The organism is Hydrocoleum sp. CS-953, from assembly GCF_002260545.1.
Taxonomy (GTDB): Bacteria; Cyanobacteriota; Cyanobacteriia; order Cyanobacteriales; family Microcoleaceae; genus Trichodesmium.
The window spans coordinates 1-3,729 of sequence record NZ_LGSU01000584.1 but is presented as its reverse complement, the minus strand read 5'-3'; the positions used below and the strand labels follow the sequence as shown (position 1 = coordinate 3,729).

Annotated in this window: 1 protein-coding gene; it reads right to left on the bottom strand. The window is 34.2% G+C overall.

Translation table 11 applies throughout. From position 1 onward, the window contains the following. Positions 1–921 precede the first annotated feature (921 nt). The gene (gene glyS / locus AFK68_RS06355) at positions 922–3,081 is read right to left on the bottom strand and encodes a glycine--tRNA ligase subunit beta (protein WP_094672045.1); all 2,160 of its coding nucleotides are present in this window, start codon (positions 3,079–3,081) and stop codon (positions 922–924) included. Positions 3,082–3,729 lie beyond the last annotated feature (648 nt).

Sequence of the window (3,729 nt, the reverse complement as noted above, 5' to 3'; positions counted from 1 at the left end):
CTGGTTAGATGAAAACATTGACGTATTTACCGCTCATAAAGAGAGTTTGGGATTTGTTTGGGCTTGAAATTTGCTAAAGTCCCGGTAGTAGTTGTATACAACGTCCGTAGATAGTAGGAAATAGGGAAAACCCTTGCTCTTTATTCAGGGCTGGCTGATTCAATATCAAAGGATTGACAGATAAAGGCTTGAGCAATTTTGAGCGATGAAAAAGTATCAGCTTTTCAGTTAATAGAGGGGAAAAAGTGAGCATTTTGGGGTAAATATAGCAGAAAAATAACTGTTGGTATTCTCTGGACAACTTCTTTATCACTCCTATTTATCCTGACTCTTAACTACTTCCTACCTCAACAAAAAGACTTTCTTCAGCAAACCGTATTTGATTTTCCTGATATGGCAAAATCTAGGTCTTCCCTAACTATAAAAAAAGTTAATTTAGCAGTATTTTTTGAAACTGGTATTACCTGTTCTTACCATCTTCTAGTTAAGCTGTTACCTATCACCTTTTTTATATTCATTTTGCTAATAATCTCTTCATACTTTAGCGTCACAACTACCACAACTACATTTCTATTTTTGTATTTTTCTCTAACCTCCAATACTTAACAAAGAAATAGTTGGTTTAAGACTATAGACTGACTATCAATCTTAGACAAGGAAATGTTTGTCCTACTGTTTCCTATTACCGAAAAATTAACGTATAAAGCCTCTTCATTCATGGATAAAAAAGCGGTCGTTTGCGGAGCAGTCCGTCAGGATGAGATGGCGTTAGCGAAGCGGGTCCGTAGGAGCGGGTTCCCCGCTCTTTCAGAGCCACTCCGTTAACGCCATATCCAATCGACCAAGAGAAGAAAAAAAATTTCTTTGAGTCAATCTCTCTATTACAGAAGAGGTAATTATTAATTATTTAACTGCTATAACTTAACTTTTCACTATTTCGCCAAAGTCTGCCAATACCCTGGCATTATTGCGGAGTATACCCAATAAATTCAAGCGATTTTGTTTGATTTTCGGATCGGGGTCCATTACCAATACACTTTCAGGTCCATCAAAGAAGTTACTTACTGTGGGAGCTATTTTTGCCAAAGCATCTACTAACTGTTGATAATTTCTGGTTTTTTGAGATATTTCTGTTTGAGGAACTAACTCAACTAAAGCATCATAAAAAGCTAATTCCGATTCACTTTTAAACAGTTTTGAATCTACAACTTCTACAGGTGCAAGTTGAATTTGATCCAACTCACCTTGAGCAGCTAAACGAGTTGAACGGTTGACAGTTTCATAGATTTTCTCAAGCATACCATTTTGCCGAATATTTTGTAAGAAAACTGCCCTATTACGCACATCTAATAAATCTTTTAATCCCCTTTCCTGATATTCAGAATCATTATCTCCCAAAACCGCATTTACCAAATCATAATCAATATTTTTTTCCTCTTGCAAAATAGTTCTAATTCGTTGCAAGAAAAAATCATATAACTGTGCTAATAATTCTGAATTTGCTTCAGAATAAATTTTGATAAAATTCGCAGCAGTCTGTTCTAATAACTGATGTAAATTTAATGGCAAATTAGCTGACCAAGTAATATTAACCACTGCATTTGCTGCCCGACGTAAAGCAAAGGGGTCGCCAGAACCTTTTGGTAACATTCCTAATCCAAAAATACTTACCAAAGTATCAAGTTTATCTGCCAAACTTACAATTTGACCGCTAATAGTTTCCGGTAAAATATCTCCTGCACCTCTAGGTAAATAATGTTCAAAAATTGCAGTTGCTACTGCTTCAGTTTCTCCACCAGCACGGGCATATTTTTCTCCCATTACTCCTTGTAGTTCTGGAAATTCATAAACCATTTGAGTTACTAAGTCAGCTTTACAAAGAAGAGCTGCTCTTTCTATATTTTTGGATTCTTCTTTACTAACTTCTAACTGTTCAGCAATTAACTTAGCTATATTAACAATGCGTTTTACTTTTTCTCCCATTGAGCCTAATTTTGCTTGGAATGTAACTGCCTCTAATTCAGGCAAATAATTTTCTAATGGTTTTGCTAAATCTGCTTTATAGAAAAATTGTCCGTCTGCTAATCTCGCTTTAATTACTCTTTCGTTTCCTGTAGCAATAATCTCTGATTTTTCGGGGTCGCCATTAGAAATGGTAATAAAATATGGTAATAAGTCAGTTTCTGACTGGGAATTTTTTGTTGATTTTAAAACAGGGAAGTAACGCTGATGTTTCACCATTACTGTTTTTGTTACTTCCGCAGGTAAAATTAAAAATTCTTCATCAAATTTTCCAACTACTGCTGTTGGCAATTCCACCAAATTTGTGACTTCTGCTAATAATTCTGCGGGAATTTCTGCTTTTCCGTTAACTTTTTTTGCTGCTGCTTGTATTTGTTGTTCAATTTGATTTTTTCGTTGTCGATCATCTACTTCAATGTAGGCTTTTCTCAACTCTTCCACATAATCTTTAGCTTGAGAAATTTCTATTATTTGAGGAGATAAAACTCTATGACCGTAAGAGAGGCGATCGCTTGTAATTTTCTCCGAACCATTCTCTAAATTTATCGGCAATATTTCATCATCTAATAATGCTACTAACCATCTAATAGGGCGGGGAAATTTAATATCTCCATCTGCCCAACGCATAAATCTTTTACCTTCTAATTTATCAATCCATTCTGGTATTAATTCACTCAGAATTTCTGTTGTTTGTTTACCTTGAATTTTTTTATTCACGAAAACAAAATCCCCTTTTTCCGTAGGGCGTATTTCTAAGTCCTTAAGTTCTACTCCTTGTTTTTTAGCAAAACCTTCTGCTGCTTTAGTAGGTTTACCATCTTTAAAAGCTGCCTTTGCCGGAGGTCCTTTAATTTCTTCTTCTCGGTCTGGTTGTTTAAGTGCTAAACCCTCAATAACCACTGCTAAACGTCTAGGTGTGGCATATACCTTAACTACATCATTTGTCAAGTATGCTTCTGTGAGGGTTGTGGGGATAAGTTCTTGCCACTGTTGTATGGCTTCAGAGACAAAAGTTGCAGGTAATTCTTCTGTACCAATTTCTAATAAAAATGTCGCCATGATAAAAATATTGAGATATTTGGATATTATCGACTAATTACAACAGTTTAGCAGAAAGTAAATTTCAAGTTCTCTCATTTACCTTTTCCATAAGTTTGACGATTTTCAATCAATATCTTCTATTTTTTTGAAAAATATTGCATATAATTTCAGCACCAGTAGAGATTAATATCTGCTATTTCTGATACTATAATTTATTGTTAACTATAAGTTTGTTAGTATGTTATCTTAGATAGATACACTGATAATTACTTATTTCTCCTCCCAAGAAAGAAAGTATTTATCAAGTAACCAGGAAAATACCTAAAAAATCTTGTAGGTAGCTCTCCTGAGTCTCACTCTGACACCCAAACAAATTGAAATACTGGAGTCTAGTCATTTATGGCTTTGACAACGACTTCATCAAATTAATCCTGTTAAGTAGTAGTATAATTCATAGGAAAATTTTGATTGTCAATTATCTAATTAAAATTTTTGCTGATGATTATGACTGCTGATGATTATGACTACAGAAAAAAAATTATATTTTCTTCACGTTTTTTGAAGTTAAATCGTCAAAATTTGAAATTTCAAATGGGAAAAATGAAGCAAAATATATTGGGTAAGTTCAGGATAACTCTCAACTACTCTTAAGTCCTTTCTTAGTAA

What these genes read in the sequence shown, in the direction of transcription:
- glyS (WP_094672045.1), bottom strand. Translation starts at nt 3,081, where the DNA reads ATGGCGACATTTTTATTAGAAATTGGTACAGAAGAATTACCTGCAACT.